General features: G+C 63.4%; 18 protein-coding genes and 1 tRNA gene. 10 read left to right on the top strand and 9 right to left on the bottom strand.

What is annotated here, in order from left to right; genetic code table 11:
- Nucleotides 1–25: 25 nt before the first annotated feature.
- The 5 genes from BXE_RS19345 to BXE_RS19325 all read right to left on the bottom strand — a co-directional run bounded on the left by BXE_RS19345 (nt 26) and on the right by BXE_RS19325 (nt 5,296).
- The gene (locus BXE_RS19345) at nt 26–1,255 is read right to left on the bottom strand and encodes a type II secretion system F family protein (protein ID WP_011489903.1); all 1,230 of its coding nucleotides are present in this window, start codon (nt 1,253–1,255) and stop codon (nt 26–28) included.
- On the bottom strand, nt 1,252–2,547 hold the full coding sequence (locus tag BXE_RS19340; protein ID WP_011489902.1) for a GspE/PulE family protein: 1,296 nt from the start codon (nt 2,545–2,547) through the stop codon (nt 1,252–1,254). The genes BXE_RS19345 and BXE_RS19340 overlap by 4 nt, the downstream gene beginning before the upstream one ends.
- A gap of 130 nt (nt 2,548–2,677) precedes the next feature.
- Nucleotides 2,678–3,976, bottom strand: a complete 1,299-nt coding sequence (locus BXE_RS19335; RefSeq protein WP_038457316.1) for an HlyC/CorC family transporter — start codon at nt 3,974–3,976, stop codon at nt 2,678–2,680.
- 202 nt (nt 3,977–4,178) lie between these two features.
- Nucleotides 4,179–4,255 (bottom strand) — tRNA-Pro (locus tag BXE_RS19330).
- 48 nt (nt 4,256–4,303) lie between these two features.
- A complete protein-coding gene (locus BXE_RS19325) occupies nt 4,304–5,296 on the bottom strand; it encodes a polyprenyl synthetase family protein (protein WP_011489900.1) in 993 nt (330 codons plus the stop codon).
- A 239-nt stretch (nt 5,297–5,535) separates the two neighbouring features.
- Between BXE_RS19325 and rplU the strand changes: the two genes are divergently transcribed.
- The 4 genes from rplU to proB all read left to right on the top strand — a co-directional run bounded on the left by rplU (nt 5,536) and on the right by proB (nt 8,683).
- The gene (gene rplU, locus BXE_RS19320; RefSeq protein ID WP_007180329.1) at nt 5,536–5,847 is read left to right on the top strand and encodes a 50S ribosomal protein L21; all 312 of its coding nucleotides are present in this window, start codon (nt 5,536–5,538) and stop codon (nt 5,845–5,847) included.
- A 25-nt stretch (nt 5,848–5,872) separates the two neighbouring features.
- On the top strand, nt 5,873–6,136 hold the full coding sequence (gene rpmA / locus BXE_RS19315; protein WP_011489899.1) for a 50S ribosomal protein L27: 264 nt from the start codon (nt 5,873–5,875) through the stop codon (nt 6,134–6,136).
- 235 nt (nt 6,137–6,371) lie between these two features.
- Complete coding sequence (gene cgtA, locus BXE_RS19310; RefSeq protein WP_011489898.1) at nt 6,372–7,493, top strand: Obg family GTPase CgtA; 1,122 nt, start codon at nt 6,372–6,374, stop codon at nt 7,491–7,493.
- Nucleotides 7,494–7,564: 71 nt separating this feature from the next.
- Nucleotides 7,565–8,683, top strand: coding sequence for a glutamate 5-kinase (proB, locus tag BXE_RS19305; RefSeq protein WP_011489897.1), 1,119 nt, complete (start codon nt 7,565–7,567; stop codon nt 8,681–8,683).
- 132 nt (nt 8,684–8,815) lie between these two features.
- Here the strand turns inward: proB and BXE_RS19300 are convergent, their stop codons facing one another.
- Both BXE_RS19300 and BXE_RS19295 read right to left on the bottom strand, forming a co-directional pair.
- Nucleotides 8,816–9,373: a CNP1-like family protein gene (locus tag BXE_RS19300; protein WP_011489896.1), complete on the bottom strand. Its 558-nt coding sequence runs from the start codon at nt 9,371–9,373 to the stop codon at nt 8,816–8,818.
- Nucleotides 9,374–9,450: 77 nt separating this feature from the next.
- On the bottom strand, nt 9,451–10,200 hold the full coding sequence (locus BXE_RS19295; protein ID WP_011489895.1) for an RNA pyrophosphohydrolase: 750 nt from the start codon (nt 10,198–10,200) through the stop codon (nt 9,451–9,453).
- A gap of 318 nt (nt 10,201–10,518) precedes the next feature.
- Between BXE_RS19295 and BXE_RS19290 the strand changes: the two genes are divergently transcribed.
- Nucleotides 10,519–12,255: a proline--tRNA ligase gene (locus BXE_RS19290; RefSeq protein WP_011489894.1), complete on the top strand. Its 1,737-nt coding sequence runs from the start codon at nt 10,519–10,521 to the stop codon at nt 12,253–12,255.
- A gap of 12 nt (nt 12,256–12,267) precedes the next feature.
- Nucleotides 12,268–12,867, top strand: coding sequence for a MarC family protein (locus tag BXE_RS19285; protein WP_011489893.1), 600 nt, complete (start codon nt 12,268–12,270; stop codon nt 12,865–12,867).
- Nucleotides 12,868–12,984: 117 nt separating this feature from the next.
- On the opposite strand, the gene BXE_RS19280 is transcribed toward BXE_RS19285, so the two are convergent.
- Nucleotides 12,985–13,536: a hypoxanthine-guanine phosphoribosyltransferase gene (locus BXE_RS19280; protein WP_007180337.1), complete on the bottom strand. Its 552-nt coding sequence runs from the start codon at nt 13,534–13,536 to the stop codon at nt 12,985–12,987.
- 154 nt (nt 13,537–13,690) lie between these two features.
- The gene (gene ffh / locus BXE_RS19275; RefSeq protein ID WP_011489892.1) at nt 13,691–15,058 is read right to left on the bottom strand and encodes a signal recognition particle protein; all 1,368 of its coding nucleotides are present in this window, start codon (nt 15,056–15,058) and stop codon (nt 13,691–13,693) included.
- Between the two features lie 81 nt (nt 15,059–15,139).
- On the opposite strand from ffh, the gene BXE_RS19270 reads away from it, so the two are divergent.
- The 4 genes from BXE_RS19270 (at nt 15,140) to BXE_RS19255 (ending at nt 20,543) form a co-directional block, all read left to right on the top strand.
- Nucleotides 15,140–16,057 carry a cytochrome C assembly family protein gene (locus BXE_RS19270; protein ID WP_011489891.1) on the top strand — a complete coding sequence of 306 codons (918 nt, stop codon included), beginning with the start codon at nt 15,140–15,142 and terminating at the stop codon, nt 16,055–16,057.
- Between the two features lie 9 nt (nt 16,058–16,066).
- Nucleotides 16,067–16,393, top strand: coding sequence for a PP0621 family protein (locus BXE_RS19265; protein WP_011489890.1), 327 nt, complete (start codon nt 16,067–16,069; stop codon nt 16,391–16,393).
- Nucleotides 16,390–16,986, top strand: a complete 597-nt coding sequence (ampD, locus tag BXE_RS19260) for a 1,6-anhydro-N-acetylmuramyl-L-alanine amidase AmpD (RefSeq protein WP_011489889.1) — start codon at nt 16,390–16,392, stop codon at nt 16,984–16,986. Before BXE_RS19265 ends, ampD begins: the two co-directional genes overlap by 4 nt.
- A 551-nt stretch (nt 16,987–17,537) precedes the next feature.
- Complete coding sequence (locus tag BXE_RS19255) at nt 17,538–20,543, top strand: ribonucleoside-diphosphate reductase subunit alpha (RefSeq protein WP_011489887.1); 3,006 nt, start codon at nt 17,538–17,540, stop codon at nt 20,541–20,543.
- Nucleotides 20,544–20,909: the final 366 nt, after the last annotated feature.

Here is a 20,909-nt window from a genome sequence, read left to right as displayed (position 1 = left end):
ATAAACGATGGATTCGGCTGCGATCCTACACCACGTTGCCGAGTTGAATAATGGGAAGATACATCGCGATCACGAGGCCGCCGACCAGCGCGCCCAGCACGATGATGACGAGCGGCTCGCACAGGCTCGAGAGCGTGCCGATCTTTTCGTCTACCTGACGATCGGCGAGCGACGCTACATCGATCAGCATGGTGTCGAGTGCTCCGGACTCCTCGGCAACCGCGATCGGCTGTACGACCTCGGGCGGGAAGCAGCGCGCTTCGCGCATGGCGGCGGCAAGCCGTTCGCCGCGCCGAAGCCGCGCGGCGATTTCCACGGTGGCACGGTCGAAGAAGGCGTTGCCGGTGGCGTGAGTCAGTGAACCGAAAGCGTCGGCGAGCGGCGTGCCGGCTGATAGCAACGTGCCGAGCGCGCGGCTCCAGCGCGCCGCGCACAGCGTGCGCAGCAGCGGACCGGCGACCGGTATTGTCAGCGATGCGCGCGCAAAGCGGATGCGCGCGGCTTCTGAACGTCGCAGCAGAAATGTCGCCGCCCAGCTCGCTGCAAGGATCATGGCGAACGCCGGTACGCACCATCGCGCCAAGCCGGACGACAACGCCAGCACGAACTGCGTCGGCGCGGGCAGTCTCGCGCCGAAGCCGTCGAAGATCTGCTGGAACGTCGGCACGACCCACACGAGCAAAGCCGCGGTAATCGCCAGGGCCAGCACGAGTATCGCGACGGGATAGGTAAGTGCCGCGCGCACTTTCGCACGCTGCGCGGCGGCGCGTTCGCGGTCCTCGGCGATGCGGGCGAGGACGGCCGCCAGCGCGCCGGCCGCCTCGCCGACTTCGACGAGCTGGCAGTACAGCGCGTTGAATTGCGCTGGGTGCCGCTGCAATGCCGCCGAGAAACGCAGCCCGCCGGTGATGTCGCGCGCCAGAGCGCCGACGATCCTCGGCATGCCTTGGCGGCGCGAAGCCTGCGCTTGCGCGAGCAGGTCCAGCGCGGGCGCGAGCGGCAGGCCGGCGCGCAGCAGGCTGGCGAGCTGCCGGGTGAACAGCGTGATGTCCGCGGCGCGGGCGCTCGGGCGCGGTGCCGGACCCTGCGCGGTCAGTTCGATGACGAACAGGTTGTCGCGTTTGAGCAGCGTGCGTGCGGCGGCCGCGTCGGGTGCGATGAGGGCGCCGTTTTTCCGTACGCCGTCGGCGTCGACGCCGCGCCATTTGAAACGCATATCGGCGGCCGGAGGCCGATGAGTCGTGACCGTATTCATGCGACCTCGGTCGCGGCGAGCGCTTCGGCGAGACTGGTGGTGCCGTCGCGCACGCGCGCCAGCGCTGCGTCACGCAAAGTGGCCACCTGCTCGGTTTGCGCGAGCCGCGCCAGTTCGTGCGTGCCCGCGCTTGCCACGATCAGCTCGCGCATCGCATCGGACACGGGCATCACCTGGTGAACGCCGACGCGGCCGCGATAGCCGATGCCGTGGCACGCCGCGCAGCCGCGGGCGGCGTACGGCTGCCAGCCGTCGAGTTGATGCTCGCTGAAACCCGCGGCCCGAAGCGCCGCCACCGATTGCGGCGCGGGCATCCGACAGGCTGTGCAGAGGCGCCGCACCAGCCGTTGCGCGGTCACCATGCGCAACGCGGCCGCAAGGTTGTACGGCTCGACACCGATATCGATCAGGCGTGCGACCGCGGCGGGCGCGTCGTTCGTATGCAGGGTCGACAGCACGAGGTGGCCGGTTTGCGCGGCTTTCACGGCGACGTCGGCGGTTTCTTCGTCGCGGATTTCGCCGACCATGATGACGTCGGGATCCTGGCGGAGAAAGGCGCGCAACGCCACCGCGAAGGTCAGCCCGGCTTTTTCGCGCACGCTGACCTGATTGATACCGGCCAACTGGATCTCAGCGGGATCTTCCACCGAACACAGATTACGCGCCTCGCCGTTGAGCAGATTCAGGAAGCAGTACAGCGACAGCGTCTTGCCGCTCCCAGTGGGCCCGGTGACGAGCACGAGGCCGTGCGGCACGCGAATCGCGGCATCGACAGTTTCGCGTTGGTGCGGATCGAGGCCGAGCGAGTCGAGTGAAAGATCGGCGGGCAGCGCGTCGAGTCGGCGCAGCACGAGTTTTTCGCCGAACAGCGTAGGCAGCGAATTGACGCGATAGTCTTCAACGCGCCCCGGCGACGTGGAAATACGCAGCCGGCCGTCCTGCGGTATGCGCCGCTCGGCGATATCCATGCGAGCGAGCACCTTCACACGCGTAACGAATGCATCGCGCAGATGCGCGGGCGGCGGCGGGATCTCGTGCAGTACGCCGTCGATTCGCAGGCGCACGCGCCAGCCGTGTTCCGCCGGTTCGATGTGAAGATCCGATGCGTTGCGGCGGGTCGCTTCCTGCAATGTGTCGGTGAGCAGACGCACGGCGGGGGCGTCGTCCGGATCGGCGAGACTTGCCGCGCCGGACTCGCGTGCGAATGGCCGCGGCTTCGCCCGGACCGCGCTCTCGTGGGAGGTTGCGATGGGACGCGGCAATGCCGCCGCGGGTTGAAAAGAAGCTTGCATGAGAGACCGGTGATGAGCCGCCTGTAGAACACGACGGCTTCATCTTCCGGTACGGCGGTGGGCGCCGCCATTCAGCCATTTGGCTAATGGCGCGCGCCGTGCGCCTATGCGATGCTGTGCCGTGTCGCGCCTAGCTGCGCAAGACCTTAGTGGCTTTCGCGCGCACCGGCGGCCTGAACAGCTTGACGGTGCGAATCGCCTGATCGTCGCTACGCATCACTTCCAGTTTGACTTCGCCGATCTGCACGCACACGTCGCCGTCGGGAATATCTTCGAGAATTTCGAGGATCAGGCCATTGAGCGTTTTCGGCCCGTCGGTGGGGAGCGTGAGTTGCAGCCAGCGGTTCAATTCGCGCAGCGGCATGCTGCCTGCCACGATGCATTCGCCGCTCTCGTTCCAGCCGCCGCGCGAATTGGCGCTACGCGGAATCGAAGTGGTGAATTCGCCGATCAGTTCTTCAATGATGTCTTCCGGCGTGACGAGGCCCTGCAACTCGCCGTATTCGTTGACGACCAGCGCCGTGCGGTGACGGCTCTCCTGGAAGAATTGCAGTTGCTGGAACACGGGCGTGCCGCTTGGCACGAAGTACGGCTCGGCCAGCAGCTCGCGCAGCGTTTCGCGCTCCAGTTCCTGGTTGTGCAGGGCGGCCAGGGTCTTGCGTACGTGCAGCACGCCGAGCACCCGGTCGATGTCGCCTTGATAGACGATCAGCTTGTTGTGATAGCAGGTTTCCAGCTGATGCAGGATCTGTTCGAACGGCGCGTCGAAGTCGAGCGCCTCGATGCGGCGGCGCGGGATCATTACGTCGTCGACGGAAATGTTTTCGAGGTCGAACAGGTTCAGCAGAATGCTGCGGTGCTTGGTCGGCATGAAGCTGCCGGACTCGAGCACGATGGTACGCAACTCTTCGGTAGAGAGGCGCTGATCGCGCGCGCCTTTCGTATTGATGTGCAGCACGCGCAGGATGCCGTTCGCAAACAGATTGACGAACCAGATGAGCGGTTTGGCGACACGCATCATCGGCGCGATCAGCAGGCTGGCCGGTAGCGCGATCTTTTCCGGGAACGTTGCGCCGACGATCTTCGGCGTGATCTCCGCGAACACGATGATCAGAAACGCGACGATCCCGGTCGCGATCGACAGCACCAGGTTGTTGCGGCCGAACGTGTGCAGCGCGATCGAGGTGGTGAGCACCGGAATGATCGTATTGAACAGGTTGTTGCCGATCAGCACGACGCTCAGCAGTTGATCGGTGTGCGCCAGCAGACCCTGAGTGGTTTTCGCGCCGAGCGCGTTCTGGTTGGCGAGATGTTTCAGGCGATGGCGGTTGATCGCCATCATTGCCGTTTCGGAGCTCGAAAAAAAACTCGAGCAGATAAGCAGCAGAAAGACGGCGCCGATCTGCGCCCATAAGGGAAGTTGTTCCACGCGTCGTGAAGGATAGGGGAAAGGATGGAGAGAATATAGCAGAGGGGTTTGCCGGAGCCTTCGCGGCTGGCGGCGAAAGACAGGGCGGGCGGCAACGGCGCAGGGCGTTGCGCGTGAAACGTGCAATTTGCGTGATCCAGAACAAAAAACCGCCGAGCAAGCTGGGCGGTTTTTTGAGCCTTGGGCTAACAAGGCGAATATCTGGTCGGGGTGAGAGGATTCGAACCTCCGGCCTCTACGTCCCGAACGTAGCGCTCTACCAGGCTAAGCTACACCCCGATTTGTACTGCGGACTCGATTCAGACTAAGCCGGCCTTTCAGTCCCGTTCAAGACTGTCTTGCCGTCGAGTAAGAACATAATTCTAGCAGGCTATCTTTGAAAATGGAATCCGGAAACGAAGAAATTGCTGCCGCGGCCGCCTGGGCTTCCTGTTTCGCGCATTCGAGCGTGTGATCCAGCGCGCCGGAACGCGTGATTGCCTCGAAAATGGTGTCGAAACGATCCGTGCCGCCTTGCTCGATCGCTTCGCGCGCCAGCGCCGATTGCTCCGGCGTGCCGCGTTCGATCAGATAGATCAGCGGGAGCGTTGGCTTGCCTTCGCGAAGGTCGTCGCCGGCATTTTTTCCCATCGACTCGGCCGTGCCCGTGTAGTCGAGCCAGTCGTCCATGATCTGGAAAGCGGTGCCGATGCGCCGGCCGAATTCCGCCGCCGCCGCTTCGGTTTTCGCGTCCGAACCGGCCAGCACCGCGCCGAGTTGGGCCGCGGCCTCGAACAGCTTGGCGGTCTTGTAGCGAATCACCTGCATGTAGCGGGCTTCGTCCACGTCGGCGTCGTGCATGTTGAGGAGTTGCAGCACTTCGCCTTCGGAGATGATGTTGGTCGCCTCCGACAGAATTTCCATGACGCGCATCTTGCCCACGCCGACCATCATCTGGAACGAGCGCGAGTACAGGAAGTCGCCCACCAGCACGCTCGCGGCGTTGCCGAACAGCGCATTGGCCGTCTGCCGGCCGCGCCGCAGGTCGGATTCGTCGACCACGTCGTCGTGCAGCAGCGTGGCCGTATGGATGAATTCGACGACCGCCGCCAGTTCGTGCCGGTGCCCCGTGGTTTCACCCAGCGCGCCGGCCACCAGCAACAGCAGCGCGGGCCGCAGGCGTTTGCCGCCGGCGCTGATGATGTACTCCGAAATCTGGTTGATCAGCATCACGTCGGACGCAAGGCGGTGCCGTATGACGCGATTGACCTGCTGCATGTCTTCGGCGATCGGAGCGAGCAGGCTGGCGGCGTTGGAGGAGGGAGTGGCAGTCGACGACATGATGGCTGAGTTGGGTAGTGCCGCGAATTATAAGGCGAATCGCGGCAGTTCCGGGTCGCAGGCTGCCGCGCGGCGCGTTCCGGGCTGCGGCAGAGCCGCGCGCCGCAGCTTTGCGGCAAGGCGCCGGGCGCGACGCGCGGCGGCTCTCAACGAGTTTTGACCGAGCAGCTAACTCTATGTATAATCACGGGTTTCCGCGCGCGGTGCGTGGGAAAAATGAACACAGAGTGAGGTTCTCAATGTACGCGGTCATAAAAACCGGTGGCAAGCAGTATAAAGTTGCCGTCGGCGAAAAACTTAAAGTAGAACAGATACCGGCAGACATTGACGCTGAAATCACGCTCGACCAGGTTCTCGCAGTGGGCGAAGGCGAATCGATTAAGTTCGGTACGCCGCTGGTCAGTGGGGCTTCCGTCAAGGCTACCGTCGTGTCGCAAGGTCGTCACGCAAAAGTGACCATCTTCAAGATGCGTCGCCGGAAGCACTACCAGAAGCATGGCGGCCACCGCCAGAACTATACCGAACTGCGCATCGACGCGATCAACGCGTAAGCGCACCGGTTAAGGAGCAAATCAAATGGCACACAAAAAGGCAGGCGGATCGTCCCGGAACGGCCGCGACTCCGAATCGAAGCGTCTCGGCGTGAAGGTTTACGGCGGTCAGGCTATCAACGCTGGCGGCATCATCGTTCGCCAACGCGGCACGCGTATGCACCCGGGCGAAAACGTCGGTATGGGCAAGGATCACACCTTGTTCGCGCTGACGGACGGCCACGTCAATTTCTCGACGAAGGGCGCAGCGAAGAAGCACATGGTCAACGTCGTCCCGGCAGCAGTCTGAGCTTACTCAGGCACGGGCTTCAGGACCGGAAAAAAGGCCCCGCGAAGTTAGCGGGGCTTTTTTTATTGCGGCGGTTTTTTCCGGATGAACGAGCGTGAGTGCATGCGCTCACGCCGCGCGCCTATGCTGTTCGGTCGATTGATCAGCACGCGGCGGGCGCGGCAAAATAGCATCATCCAGTAGCAACCCAATCTGGCAGCACTATCTGGCAGCACACCACGGAACGGAGTTACGCATGAAGTTCATTGACGAAGCGAGGATTGAAGTCATCGCCGGCGACGGAGGGGATGGCAGCGCGTCGATGCGCCGCGAGAAATTCGTTCCGTTCGGCGGCCCGGATGGCGGCGACGGCGGCCGGGGCGGCAGCGTGATCGCGGTCGCGGACCGCAACATCAACACGCTGATCGACTATCGCTACGCGAAGAAACACCTGGCGCGCAACGGCGAAAACGGCCGCGGTGCGGACTGCTACGGCAAGGGCGGCGACGACATCACGCTGCGCATGCCGGTGGGCACCACCATCACCGACATGGAGACCGGCGAGCTGATCGCCGATCTGACCGAGCACAACCAGAGCGTGCAGATCGCTCAGGGCGGCGCGGGCGGTCTCGGTAACCTGCATTTCAAATCCAGCACGAACCGCGCGCCGCGTCAGAAGACGGACGGCAAGCCGGGCGAGCGCCGCATGGTGCGCCTCGAGTTGAAGGTGTTGGCGGACGTCGGTCTGCTCGGCATGCCGAACGCGGGCAAGTCGACCTTCATCTCGTCGGTGTCGAACGCAAGGCCGAAGATCGCCGATTACCCGTTCACCACGCTCGCGCCGAATCTCGGCGTGGTGCGTGTCGGGCCGAGCCGCAGCTTCGTGATTGCGGACATTCCCGGCCTGATCGAGGGCGCGGCGGAAGGCGCGGGCCTCGGTCATCAGTTCCTGCGCCATCTGCAGCGCACGGGTTTGTTGCTGCACATCGTCGACCTCGCGCCGTTCGACGAATCGGTCGATCCGGTCGCGGAAGCCAAGGCGATCGTCAACGAACTGCGCAAGTACGACGAACTGCTGTATGAAAAGCCGCGCTGGCTGGTGTTGAACAAGCTGGATATGGTGCCGGAAGACGAGCGCGAAGCGCGTGTCTCGGCATTTATCGAGGGCTTTGGCTGGGACGGTCCGGTGTTCGAAATCTCGGCGCTGACTGGCCAGGGCTGTGAAAACCTTTGCTACGCGGTGTTCGACTACATCGCCGCGCATTCGGACGCACAGCGCGCGGCCGAGGCCGAAGATCTCGCCGCCGACGTGCGTTTCCGCGCGAAGCCGGCAGATCCGGTCGCAGCGGACGACTCCGGCGTCGACCCGCAGCAATAAGAAAGCTCGAGCACCGGCACCCGAGCGGGCTGCCGGTTTGCATCACGCGTCATCTTGGGAGACTGCGCATAATGCGTTCCGTCATCGCAGATTCACGGCGATTGGTAGTGAAAGTGGGTTCGAGCCTCGTCACGAATGACGGGCGCGGCCTCGATCATGCCGCTATCGGCCGCTGGGCCGGACAGATTGCCGCGCTGCGCGCGCAAGGCAAGGAGGTGGTGCTCGTGAGTTCGGGCGCCATCGCCGAAGGGATGCAACGGCTCGGCTGGACCAGGCGGCCTCGCGAAATCGACGAACTGCAGGCGGCCGCGGCCGTTGGCCAGATGGGTCTCGCACAGGTCTACGAAAGCCGCTTTGCCGAGCATTCCATTCAGACCGCGCAGATTCTGCTGACTCACGCCGACCTTGCCGACCGCGAACGCTATCTGAATGCGCGCTCCACGCTGCTCACGCTGTTGCGCCTGGGCGTGGTGCCGATCATCAACGAGAACGACACGGTCGTTACCGACGAAATCAAATTCGGCGACAACGACACGTTGGGCGCACTCGTCGCGAACCTGATCGAGGGGGACGCACTCGTCATCCTCACCGATCAGCAAGGGCTCTTTACCGCCGACCCGCGCAAGGATCCGGCCGCCACCCTCGTCCAGCAGGCCGATGCCGGCGCGCCGGAACTGGAAGCAATGGCGGGCGGCGCGGGTTCGAGCCTCGGGCGCGGGGGCATGCTGACCAAGATTCTGGCCGCCAAGCGTGCGGCTCACAGCGGCGCGAATACGGTGATCGCGAGCGGGCGCGAAGTGGACGTGCTGTCGCGGCTCGCTTCGGGCGAGGCGATCGGCACGCAGTTGATCGCACGCACGGCACGGATGGCGGCGCGCAAGCAATGGATGGCGGATCATCTGCAGGTGCGTGGTCACGTGGTGATCGACGACGGCGCAGTCGAAAAACTCACCGAAGGCGGCAAGAGCCTGCTGCCCATTGGTATCGTCGGCGTTCAGGGCGCGTTTGCGCGCGGTGAGGTGATTGCCTGTCTGAGCGCCGCGGGGCGAGAAGTGGCGCGCGGACTGACCAACTACAGCAGCGCTGAAACCAAGCTGATCCAGCGGCGGCCGAGTGGCGAAATCGAATCGGTGCTTGGCTACATGCTGGAGCCTGAGTTGATTCACCGCGACAACCTGGTGCTGGTCTGAGTCACTAACCGGCGGGGCGCGCGCATACGAGCACGGCAAATAAAAAGCCGTTCCAGCAGGAAGCTGGAACGGCTTTTTTTCTTGTCTGCGAGTCAAACGTGCTCAAATTCAAAGCGCGCTCAGCAAAGCGCCTCAGTGGATCAACGAACTCGCGGTGCGCTTGTAGCGGATGTTCTCCAGAATCGTCTTCGCATTCCCCATCGGCATCTTGTTCGCGCACAGATAATCCTGATACAGCGCCGCATGGTAAGCGTTCAGTGTGCCGTTCTCGATGCGCGTGAAATCGTTGGCGACCGTTGTGTCCCACCCGTCGTGATCCGCATTGAGGCCGGCATACAGGCGCCATTCGTATGTGTCGCAGCGGATCCCTTCGTAGTTCACATTGCGAGCGCCGCTCGCGCTCGTTACGACTACTGTGTAGCGGACCACGCCGTCGGTGCCGACGGTGAGCGAGTTGCGATCGACCGCGAACTGCAGCGGCGTATTGCCGGAAACTTCGAAGGGCAGCAGATTCGAGTCTTGCGGCAGCGGCGGCAGCGTGTCCACCTTGTTCTCAACCCAGTTGCTCTGCCGGTCCAGCAAATACGTAAACGCGCTGTCGTCTTTATTGGTAGGTTTGCCGGCGCTCGAACAGCCAGCCAGCAGGGCGCCGGTGGCGACGCACGCCACGACGAGAGCAAGTGCTTTCAATATGATTTCCTCGAAACACTGGCGCGGCTCGACGAGCCGCGCCAGAGAGAGGCGGCGTGGACAGCCGCACAGAGTTGTTAATTGCGCACGCCCGGGCGGAACAGCGAGCCGGCCGTTTCGCGCGCCGATTCGTCTTCGTGTTCCGGCGCGGCGCCTACCTCGGCCGCTGACCCGGAGCCCGGACCGCAATCGGACGCGATCGTGGCGTGAACCGATGTTTCGATGCTGACGGTGGTCACCGATGTTACGGTGGTCACCGTCATTACCGTGGAATCCGGCGGACTTTCCATTGACGACGCTATCCGGGGATAACGCGGCCCATGATGCCCGCCAGGTTTTTCCGCACGCGGCGCAGCCCGGCGCATGAAACGGGACAGCTCCGTCAGCGCCAACTGATACACATCCCGCTTGAACTCGATCACACAGTCGAGCGGCACCCAGTACTCGTTCCAGCGCCACGCATCGAACTCAGGGTGGTCGGTGGCGCGCAAGCAGATGTCGCAGTCGCGTCCAACCATCCGGAGCAAAAACCAGATTTGTTTCTGGCCGCGGTAGTGACCGCGTACTTCGCGCTTGATGAACTTGTCAGGCACCTCGTAACGCAACCAGTCGCGCGTGCGACCAATCACCTTGACGTGCTCAGGAAGCAGCCCGGTTTCTTCGTGTAACTCCCGATACATCGCTTGCACGGGGGTCTCTCCGTACTTGATGCCCCCTTGCGGAAACTGCCAGGAATGTTCACGGAGCCGTTTGCCCCAAAACACCTCGTTGTGCGCGTTCAAGAGGATGATGCCGACGTTCGGGCGAAAGCCTTCACGATCCAGCATACAACCACCTTCGAATCCTTTAAAATTGCTTTGATTATAAACAGATAACGGACCTGACGCACCGATTCGCACCAGATTGGAACGATTCGCCGCAAAAGGCCCCGTGTTTGCGGTAGCCTGTCAGTCTTTCCGTGCCTCATCCCTTGTGCAAAGGCGTTGCGCGGCGGCCTGGGCGCCGCGGGCGGCCAGCGCTGTGCCCCGGGTGTCAGTGTCATTGTCAGGTGAGCCGTGCCGGCTCAGAGCCGGATCTGTGTCGATTTCCCACCGTTTTCACCTTTCGGGCGGTCCCTCCGGAGCCGCCGCTTTTGGATAATCTGAATGAAAGCTTCCCGTTTCTTTATCGGTACCCTCAAAGAAGCTCCCGCCGACGCAGAGATCGTCAGCCACAAGCTCATGGTGCGCGCCGGCATGATCCGGCGCGTTGCCGGCGGTATCTATAACTACCTGCCGATCGGCTTGCGCTCGATCCGCAAGGTGGAAGCCATCGTGCGCGAAGAAATGAACCGGGCAGGCGCGATCGAGTTGTTGATGCCGGCCGTGCAGCCGGCCGAGTTGTGGCAGGAATCGGGCCGCTGGGAAAAGTACGGCCCCGAGCTGCTGCGCTTCAAGGACCGCAAGCAGTCCGATTTCGTGATCGGACCGACCCACGAAGAAGTGGTCACGGATATTGCGCGTAATCAGATCAAGAGCTACCGCCAGTTGCCGGTGAACTTCTATCAGGTCCAGACAAAGTTCCGCGACGAGATCCGTCCGCGTTTCGGCGTGATGCGCGGGCGCGAATTCATCATGAAAGACGCGTACTCGTTCGACAAGGACATGGACGGTCTGCGCGAGTCGTATCGCAAGATGTACGACGCGTACGTGCGCATCTTCACGCGCCTCGGTCTGGACTTCCGCGCGGTGGCGGCGGACAACGGTTCGATCGGCGGCAGCGGCTCGCACGAATTCCACGTGATTGCCGAGACCGGTGAGGACGCGATCGCCTATTGCCCGACCTCGGATTTCGCGGCCAACGTCGAGGCGGCTGAAGCGCTGCCGCTCCACGCGGAACGCGCGGCGCCCGCCGAGGAAATGAAGAAGACCGCAACGCCGGGCAAGGCGAAGTGCGAAGCCGTGGCCGAGTTGCTGAACATTCCGCTCGAACGCACCATCAAGTCGATCATTCTCGCAACCGAGAACGAAGGCGCCGAGCCGACCATCTGGCTGCTGATGCTGCGCGGCGACCACGATCTGAACGAGATCAAGGCGAGCAAGCTGCCGGGTCTGGCCGACTTCCGCATGGCGACCGAGGCTGAAATCATCGAAACCTTCGGCACGCCGCCGGGCTACCTCGGCCCGCTCAACACGAAGAAGCCGGTCAAGGTCGTCGCGGATCGCACGGTCGCGAACATGAGCGACTTCGTGGTGGGCTCGAACGAGGTGGATTACCACACCACCGGCGTGAACTGGGGCCGCGACCTGCCGGAACCGGTCGTCGCCGACATTCGCAACGTGAAGAAGGGCGATCCGTCGCCGGACGGCAAGGGTGTGATCGACATCTGCCGCGGTATCGAAGTGGGCCACGTGTTCCAGCTCGGCACCAAGTATTCCGAGGCAATGAACGCAACCTGCCTCGACGAAACCGGCAAGCCGCGGCCGATGGAAATGGGCTGCTACGGGATCGGCGTCACGCGTATCCTCGGCGCCGCGATCGAACAGAATTTCGACGATAGAGGCATCATCTGGCCGGAATCGATCGCGCCGTTCGAAGTCGTGCTGTGCCCGATGGGTTACGACCGCAGCGAAGCCGTACGCGAAGCCGCCGACAAGCTGTACGCAACGCTGCTCGAAGCGGGCATCGACGTGATCCTCGACGACCGCGGCGAACGCCCCGGCGTGATGTTCGCCGACTGGGAACTGATCGGCGTGCCGCATCGCCTCGTGATCGGCGACCGTGGTCTCAAGGACGGCAAGCTCGAATATCAGGGCCGCCGCGACGCCGAGGCGACGCTGCTGCCGGTTGAAGACGCCGCGCAAACGGTGATCGCGAAGGTTCGCGCAGCGTTGGCGCGCTAAGCGGAGCGGACGGTGGAGTACACCTTCCTGTCCGCGACCATCCTGCTGATTCTGATCACCGACCCGCTCGGCAACATTCCGCTCTTCATCAGCTGTTTGCGCGGTGTGTCGCCGAAGCGGCGCACGATCGTCATTCTCCGCGAGGTGGCAATCGCCTTCGCGATCCTGCTGGTCTTCATGGTGGCCGGCGACGGCTTTCTGCGCATGATGAGCCTGACCGATCAGTCGCTGCGCATCGGCGGCGGGATCGTGCTGTTTCTCATTGCGCTCAGGATGGTGTTTCCGCACCCGGACGGTCCATTCGGCGGCGACACGCGCGGCGGCGAACCGTTGATCGTGCCGCTCGCCATTCCGGCCCTGGCAGGACCGTCCGCGCTGGCCACCGTGATGCTGCTGACGTCGCAGGCGCCCGGCAAGATGTTCGAGTGGATCGCCGCGCTAACCGTCACCATGATCGTCTGTGCGGTCGTGCTGATGCTGGCGGAGCGCATTCAGGCGTGGCTCGGCGAGCGCGCCATGATGGCCTTCGAACGGTTGATGGGTCTCGTGCTGGTGGCAATTTCGGTGGAGATGATGCTCGGCGGTATCCGGTCGTTCGTGCATCAACTGTGATGCGGCAGCCGCCGGGGCGCTGAGCCCCGCAAAGTGCAGCGCAAAGAAAAGCGGCCCGTCGTGGGCCGCTTTTTCCATGTCGATTCACCGCCCGCTGGCGGTCGCCTCAAAGAAGCCTCAAGCGCCTTCGGTCAGCGCGCGAATCGTGGGCAGGTTACGCCAGTAACCCTTCGCATCCATGCCGCAGCCGAACACATAACGGTCCGGCACTTCGAACCCGCAGTAATCCGGGCGCAGCGGCTTGGCTTTCGGAATGATCTTCTCGCACAGCACCGCGCTCAGGAAGCGCTTCGCGCCCATCGCGAGAATGCGGTCGCGGATCGCGGCCATCGTCTCGCCTTCGTCGAGAATATCGTCGAGCACCAGCACGACGCGATCCTTCACCGATTCCGCCGGCGCCACGCGCCATTGCATCTCGTTGCCGCCTTTGGTGGTGTTGCGGTAGCGGGTCAGATGGATGTAGTCGAACTCGAGCGGGAAATCGAGGTGCGGCAACAGCATGCCGGTGAAGACCGCCGCCCCGCCCATGACCGACAGCACGAGCGGGAAGTCCTCGCTCATCTCGTCGCGGATGGCGGCCGCCATGCCGCTGATCGACGCATTGACGTCGTCGGCCGAAACGATTTCTTCGGAGTGGCTAAAAATGTGGAGAGCTTCTTCGCGGTTCATGACGTCTGACGGGCGGTGACTGTATACATAGTGTGGGTGAGGACGGCGGCGTGCGGTACAGAATAAACCCGCACAAAGCTGAAGTCAGCCGCGCGGAGTCAGGGTCGCGTTCCGTGGTCCATGCGCGGAACGCGCGCCGCTGTCTTGCTAAAGCTTAGCGCATGCCGGGCAACATGCCCTTCATGCCGCGCATCATCTTCTGCAGGTTGCCGCCCTTGAGCTTTTTCATCATGGTGCGCATCTGGTCGTACTGATTCAGCATGCGGTTGACTTCCTGGACCTGCACGCCCGCACCCGCGGCGATGCGGCGCTTGCGCGTGGCCTTGATCAGGTCGGGCTTGGCGCGTTCCAGCGGCGTCATGGAATTGATGATGCCTTCCATGCGGCGCATCTGCTTTTCGGCCTGGCCCATGTCGGCGCCGGCGGCGGCCTGCTGAAATTGCGCGGGCAATTTGTCCATCAGCGACGACAGGCCGCCCATGCCCTTCATTTGCGTCAGCTGGGCGCGGAAATCGTTCAGATCGAAGTCGCCGCCTTTCTTGACCTTGTCGGCGAGCTTCTGCGCAGCCTGAACGTCCACACCGCGTTGCGCTTCTTCGACGAGGGCAAGAATGTCGCCCATGCCGAGAATCCGGTTCGCCATGCGATCCGGGTGGAAGACTTCGAGGCCGTCGAGCTTTTCCGCGACGCCGACGAACTTGATCGGCTTGCCCGTGACATGGCGCACGGAGAGCGCCGCACCGCCGCGCGAGTCGCCGTCGAGCTTGGTGAGGACCACGCCGGTGAGCGGCAGCGCGTCGCTAAAGGCCTTGGCGGTGTTCACCGCGTCCTGGCCGAGCATCGCGTCGACCACGAACAGCGTTTCCGCCGGTTTCAGCTCGGCGTGCAGCGCGGTGATTTCCTTCATCATCGCTTCGTCGATACCGAGACGGCCGGCCGTGTCGACCAGCAGCACGTCGTGATAGTGGCGCCTGGCCCAATCCACGGCGGCGCGCGCGATGTCCACCGGCTTCTGGTCCGGTTCCGACGGGAAGAAATCCGCACCGACCTGCTCGGTCACCGTCTTCAACTGCGCGATAGCGGCGGGGCGGTAGACGTCGCACGACACGGTCAGTACTTTCTTCTTGTACTTCTCACGCAGCAGCTTGGCGAGCTTGCCGACCGTGGTCGTTTTACCCGCGCCCTGCAGGCCCGCCATCAGGATGACGGCCGGCGGCGTGACGGCGAGGTTGAGTTCGACCGCCTTGCCTTCGTAGTCGCCGCCGATGATCGCGGTCAGCTCGCGCTGCACCACGCCGACCAGCGCCTGGCCCGGCGAGAGGCTGCTGATGACTTCCTCGCCGAGCGCCTTTTCCTTGACCTTGGCGATGAACTCGCGCACGACGGGCAGCGCCACGTCGGCCTCGAGCAGTGCGAGACGCACTTCGCGCAGCATTTCCTGGGTGTTCGCCTCGGTAAGCCGGGCTTCGCCGCGCAGCGTCTTGACGACGCGCGCCATCCGTTGAGTCAGATTGTCGAGCATGGGGAGCGATGAACAGTGCGGCCGGAGCAGGGCGCGATGCAGGAGACGTCGCGGAGCAGGGGCCTAGTGTAAACTTCGAATATGGATATTGTACTGTATGCCCTCACTGCGCTCCTCTACGGCGGATTAGCCGTGGCCGGCTGGCGCTCGCACCGGCACGCCGCCGTGTGCCCCATGCTCGAAAGCGTGCCGCCGGTGCCGGCCGCCGCGGGCGGTTCGGCCGCTTCGGGCATGAGCACGTCGGGCCGCGCGCTGCTGTTCGTGGCGCTGCTCGCGCACGGCGTGCTGCTGCATACCACCATCTTTCCCCAGAACGCGATGGTGTTCGGCTTCGCGTTCGCGCTGTCGGCCATGTTCTGGCTGGGCGCGGGCATCTACTGGATCGAGAGTTTTTTCTTTCCGCTCGACGGTCTGCGCCTGCTGGTTCTGCCGCTCGCGTGCGTCGCCTCGCTGTTGCCGCTTGCGTTCAACGGCGTGCGCGTGCTGCCGTATTCCGCCGCGCCGATGTTCAAGCTGCACTTCCTGATCGCCAACATCGCGTATGGTCTGTTCGCGATTGCGGCGCTGCATGCGGTTCTGATGCTGCTGGTCGAGCGGCGTTTGCACGCCATGCGCGGCGGCGTCGCGCAGCGGCATGCGGCCGCGGCGGGCAACGGCTGGCTGTCGAGCTGGCTCGATACGCTGCCGCCGCTCCTCACGCTGGAGAAGCTGCTGTTCCGTCTGATCGGCGCGGGTTTTGTCCTGCTCACGCTCACGCTGGTGTCGGGCATCCTGTTCAGCGAGCAACTGGTCGATCGTGCGTTGCAGCTCGATCACAAGACCGTGTTCGCGATTCTTTCGTGGGTGATGTTCGGCGCGCTGCTGACCGCGCGCAAGGTTTCCGGCTGGCGTGGCCGTGCGGCATTGCGCTGGGTGCTGGCGTCGTTCGTCGCGCTGTTGCTGGCGTACGTCGGCAGCCGTTTTGTTTTCGAGGTGCTGTTGCACCGTGCTGTAGTGTGAGCGTGTCCCATGCGACAAATATTTCTGCTGATCCTGTTGTTCATCGTCGGCCAGTGGCTGGTGAAGGCGCTGCGTCGTCATGACGCGCAGGCGTCCCAGCGCAACGGTACCGGCGCCAATGGCGCCGCGGGTGCGAAAGGCCCGAATGGCCAGAATGGCGGCGCGCGCGCTTCCGCTTCCGCGCCGGCGCAACTCGCCGAGCCGATGATCCGTTGTGTCGAATGCGGCGTGCACGCGCCGAAGAGCGATTCCGTGGTGGTGGCCGGGCAGCCGTTCTGCTGCGCCGCGCACGCGCAGCGTCACGGCGCGCGACCCACCGGCCGCGACGCTCGATGAGCGTCGAGTTCACCGTCGACGCCGACGGTTGGGTCGCCGCCGCACGCAAACTGCCATCGCCGAATTTCGAGGCGCGGCCTGAAGGAGCCGAGCCGACGCTGATCGTCGTCCACAACATCAGCCTGCCGCCCAACGAATTCGGCGGCACCGCAATCGCCGAACTGTTCCTCAATACGCTCGACTGCAACGCTCACCCGTATTACGACTCGCATCTGCGCGGCGTGCGGGTGTCGGCGCATTTCGTGATTCATCGCGACGGCGCGCTCGAGCAGTTCGTGTCGTGCAACGAGCGTGCGTGGCACGCCGGGCCGTCGAATTTTTTCGGCCGCGAGCGTTGCAATGATTTCTCGATCGGCATCGAGCTGGAGGGCAGCGACACCACGCCTTTCGAAGCGGCGCAATACCGCACGCTCGGCGCCCTCGTGAGCGCGCTCAAGGCGCGCTATCCGGTCACGGCGCTTGCCGGTCACTCGGACATCGCCCCCGGTCGCAAGACCGATCCAGGGCCGCATTTCGAGTGGTCGCGCCTGCAGCGCGACGCGTCGCTCGACGCTCAGTATTTCCCCTATCTCAAGTTTTCCAAAACGCCGTAACGGCCCTTCGTGCGACTTCGCGTGATGCGAGGAGAACAAGGCGCTGCCTTGTTCTCCGGGGAGTCGGCTTCGCGCCGTGTTTGCGCCGCACCAGGCAAAAGTCAAGACTTCGAAAGCAAATAAAACGATTTGACCTGTCTCGAATCTCCACTATACTTGGTGCCAGAAATTCGGTTCTGCACTACATCTTGTGTTCAGCTGTGCATAACCGTGTGAATAACCAAGTGCATAACCGAGTGTATAAGTCAGCGGCGCCCCGCTTCCGGGCACGGCGCCGCAAGCATTCCAGGCAGAGAAAAAATTCCTGTGGCGCGGCCGGCACGACCACCGGCGGCATCCAGAAAACCTTCAGGAAAAGGGCTTAGCCAGTGATCGCGACACACACCGTGAAGACCGTTATCAATTCGAATCAGGCTTCATCGCTGTCGCATCCCGCCACCCGGCTTAGCCGGCCTTTTTCCTGCACCCCTTCGCTTGCGCACGCGGCGGCGCAGCGTTCGTTTTAATCCGCGGATCTTCCCGCAACATTTCCAGGACCAGGAGCTTTGCACATGCAAACCACCGACAACGTGACGACCCGGTATGAGGGCTCACCGACTGGCCAGGCCTTTGGCCAGGCACAAGGCGCACAAGCGCTCGCGCCGCAAGCGACCTTCGCCGACTACAAGGTGATCCGTCGTAATGGCAGTGTCGTGTCGTTCGAACCGTCGAAAATCGCCATCGCCGTGACGAAGGCATTTCTGGCCGTCAACGGTGGTCAAGGCGCCGCGTCGGCGCGCGTGCGCGAACTGGTCGAGCAACTCACGCAGAACGTGGTGCGCGCACTCGTGCGCAGCCGCCCGAACGGCGGCACGTTCCATATCGAAGACATTCAGGATCAGGTCGAACTCGCGCTGATGCGCGGCGGCGAGCACAACGTCGCGCGTGCATACGTGCTGTATCGCGAGAAGCGCACGCAGGCGCGCGGTCATGACGATCAGATCGTGGCGAACACGCCGGGTCTGAACGTGACCGACAACGGCGTCACGCGTCCGCTGGACATGGCTGCGCTGCGCGGCATCATCGAACTGGCCTGCTCGAATCTGGGCGATGCAGTGAGCGCCGATCCGATCATCGCGGAAACGGTGAAGAACCTGTACGACGGCGTGCCGATGAGCCAGGTCTACGACTCGGCGATTCTGGCGGCCCGCACGATGATCGAAAAGGACCCGGCTTATAGCCAGGTCACCGCGCGCATCCTGCTGCACACCATCCGCCGCGAGATCCTCGAAGAGGAAGTCACGCAAACGGAAATGGGCGAGCGCTACGCCGAATACTTCCCGCAGTTCATCAAGCGCGGCGTGCAAGCCGAACTGCTCGACGACAAGCTGCTGCAGTTCGACCTGAAGCGCCTCGGCGCCGCGCTCGACAACAACCGCGACCTGCAATTCGGCTACCTCGGCCTGCAAACGTTGTACGACCGCTACTTCCTGCATCACGACGGCGTGCGCATCGAAATGCCGCAGGCATTCTTTATGCGTGTCGCAATGGGTCTGTCGCTGAACGAGATCGACCGCGAAGCGCGCGCGATCGAGTTTTACAACGTGCTGTCGACCTTCGACTTCATGTCGTCCACGCCCACTTTGTTCAACTCGGGCACCCGCCGTTCGCAACTGTCGTCGTGCTACCTGACCACGGTCGACGACGACCTCGACGGCATCTACGAAGCGCTGAAGGAAAACGCGCTGCTGTCGAAGTTCGCCGGCGGTCTGGGCAACGACTGGACGCGCGTGCGTGCGCTCGGTTCGCACATCAAGGGCACTAACGGCAAGTCGCAAGGCGTGGTGCCGTTCCTGAAGGTGGTGAACGACACGGCGGTCGCCGTGAACCAGGGCGGCAAGCGCAAGGGCGCGGTGTGCGCGTACCTGGAAACGTGGCACCTGGACATCGAGGAATTCCTCGAACTGCGCAAGAACACCGGCGACGACCGCCGCCGTACCCACGACATGAACACGGCGAACTGGATTCCCGACCTGTTCATGAAGCGCGTGATGGAAGGCGGCGACTGGACGCTGTTCTCGCCGTCCACCTGCCCGGACCTGCATGACAAGTTCGGCGCCGAGTTCGAAACGGCTTACACGGCTTACGAAGACAAGGTTGCGCGCGGCGAGATCAAGCTGTTCAAGAAGATCCCGGCGGCGCAACTGTGGCGCAAGATGCTGGGCATGCTGTTCGAAACCGGCCACCCGTGGATCACGTTCAAGGATCCGTGCAATGTGCGCTCGCCGCAACAGCACGTCGGCGTCGTCCATTCGTCGAACCTGTGCACGGAAATCACGCTGAACACCAGCGACGCCGAAATCGCCGTCTGCAACCTGGGCTCCGTGAACCTCGTCGCCCACCTGAAGGAACAGGCCGACGGCACGCTCGTGCTCGACCACGACAAGTTGAAGCGCACCGTCAGCGTGGCGATGCGCATGCTCGACAACGTGATCGACATCAACTACTACGCGGTCGCCAAGGCGCGTAACTCGAACCTGAAGCACCGTCCGGTCGGCATGGGCATCATGGGCTTCCAGGACTGCCTGCATCTGCTGCGCACGCCGTACGCGTCGGAAGAGGCGGTCAGGTTCGCCGACACGTCGATGGAAGCGGTCTGCTACTACGCTTACTACGCGTCGACGGAACTGGCGCAGGAGCGCGGCCGCTACTCCAGCTACCGCGGCTCGCTGTGGGATCGCGGCATCCTCCCGCAAGACTCGGTGAAGCTGCTCGCCGAAGCGCGCGGCGGTTACGTGGAAGTCGATTCGAGCGAATCGATGGACTGGACCGAACTGCGTTCGCGCATCGCCCAGTACGGCATGCGCAATTCGAACTGCGTCGCGATCGCGCCGACGGCGACGATCTCGAACATCATCGGCGTGTCGGCCTGTATCGAACCGACCTTCCAGAACCTGTACGTGAAGTCGAATCTGTCGGGCGAATTCACGGTGGTCAACGACTACCTGGTGCGCGACCTGAAGGCACGCGGCCTGTGGGACGAAGTGATGGTCGCCGACCTGAAGTACTTCGACGGCACGCTCTCGCGCATCGACCGCATCCCGGCCGACCTGCGCGCGATCTACGCCACCGCGTTCGAAGTCGATCCGAAGTGGCTGGTCGAAGCGGCCTCGCGTCGTCAGAAGTGGATCGACCAGGCGCAGTCGCTGAATATCTATATGGGCGGCGCGTCGGGTAAGAAGCTCGACGAGATCTACAAGCTCGCCTGGGTGCGTGGCCTGAAGACGACCTACTACCTCCGCACGATGGCGGCGACCCACGTCGAGAAATCGACGGTGGCGCACGGCGCGCTGAACGCGGTGAGCTCGGGTGGCGGCGAAGGTTCGGGCGGTGCCGCAGGTGGCGCGGCCGGCGGGTTCGGTGCGAACAACGGCGCGGCTGGTGGTGCCGCGGGTGGCTTTCAGGCTGCAGCGGCCGCGCCAGCAGTCGCGGTTGAAGCAGCGCCGGAAGCGGATGGTCCGGTGTGCATGATGCGTCCGGGCGACCCGGGCTTCGACGAGTGCGAGGCTTGCCAGTAACAGGCAGGCAAGCACGAAGCCGGCAGCGGGATCGCTGCTTGCTGACGGGTTGTAGGTAATGACCCGCATGCAGCGAGCAGCGAACCAGATAGAAGACAGATAGAAGTGAATGGAAGTGGAGTCGATGAGCGGCGCGGCGAGTGAAGTACGAAGCGCGCCGCTCATCGCACCGGTAGCGAAGCAGCACAGTTCGCCGAAGTAGCGAAGCGGTCATCGTGACCCGATGACCGTGACGGTCAATCAGCAGTCAGCAGTCGGCAGCACCAGACGAAGCGCGCGACACAGTGCGCGCACTACACGCTTCGATCGATGGTCGATCGACACGCCGGCCGGATAGCGGCAAGCAGTCGCAAGACGCTACGAGCA

The organism is Paraburkholderia xenovorans LB400, from assembly GCF_000013645.1.
In the GTDB taxonomy this organism is placed as follows: domain Bacteria; phylum Pseudomonadota; class Gammaproteobacteria; order Burkholderiales; family Burkholderiaceae; genus Paraburkholderia; species Paraburkholderia xenovorans.
The sequence above is the reverse complement of the archived record's forward strand: the minus strand, read 5'-3'. Positions and strand labels throughout refer to the sequence as shown.